We start from the raw sequence: 247 nt of genomic DNA, 5'->3' as shown, positions 1-247 counted from the left end.
GTGGTGTTGTCGATCGAGTCGGTAATCGAAGTGACGGCCGCTTTTGGATCGGTAACCAGGTTCTCGAAGTTGCCGCCCGCAGTTTTGGCGATGGTGGTGCTGACGGTGGAACCGTTGTTGTAGACGTCGTTAGCTGGAGTGTGGAAAACCGTGGAGCCTGCGGAGTCGCCGGCTTTGATGGTGATCGTCTGACCGTTCGAAAGCGTCACGGTAACGTCGGTCTGCGCCTTGTTAGTCAAGGTCGCGG

The 247-nt window shown here is 57.5% G+C and carries 1 protein-coding gene; it reads right to left on the bottom strand.

The genetic code is table 11. The features are described from left to right. A partial coding sequence (locus BFP92_RS31815) for an immunoglobulin-like domain-containing protein (protein WP_170875865.1) occupies nucleotides 1–247 on the bottom strand: 247 nt, incomplete at both ends.

Source organism: Pseudomonas sp. 58 R 3 (genome assembly GCF_900006605.1).
Lineage (GTDB): Bacteria > Pseudomonadota > Gammaproteobacteria > Pseudomonadales > Pseudomonadaceae > Aquipseudomonas > Aquipseudomonas salomonii.
Note: the sequence above shows the minus strand (reverse complement) of the source record. Positions and strands in the feature narration are given on the sequence as shown.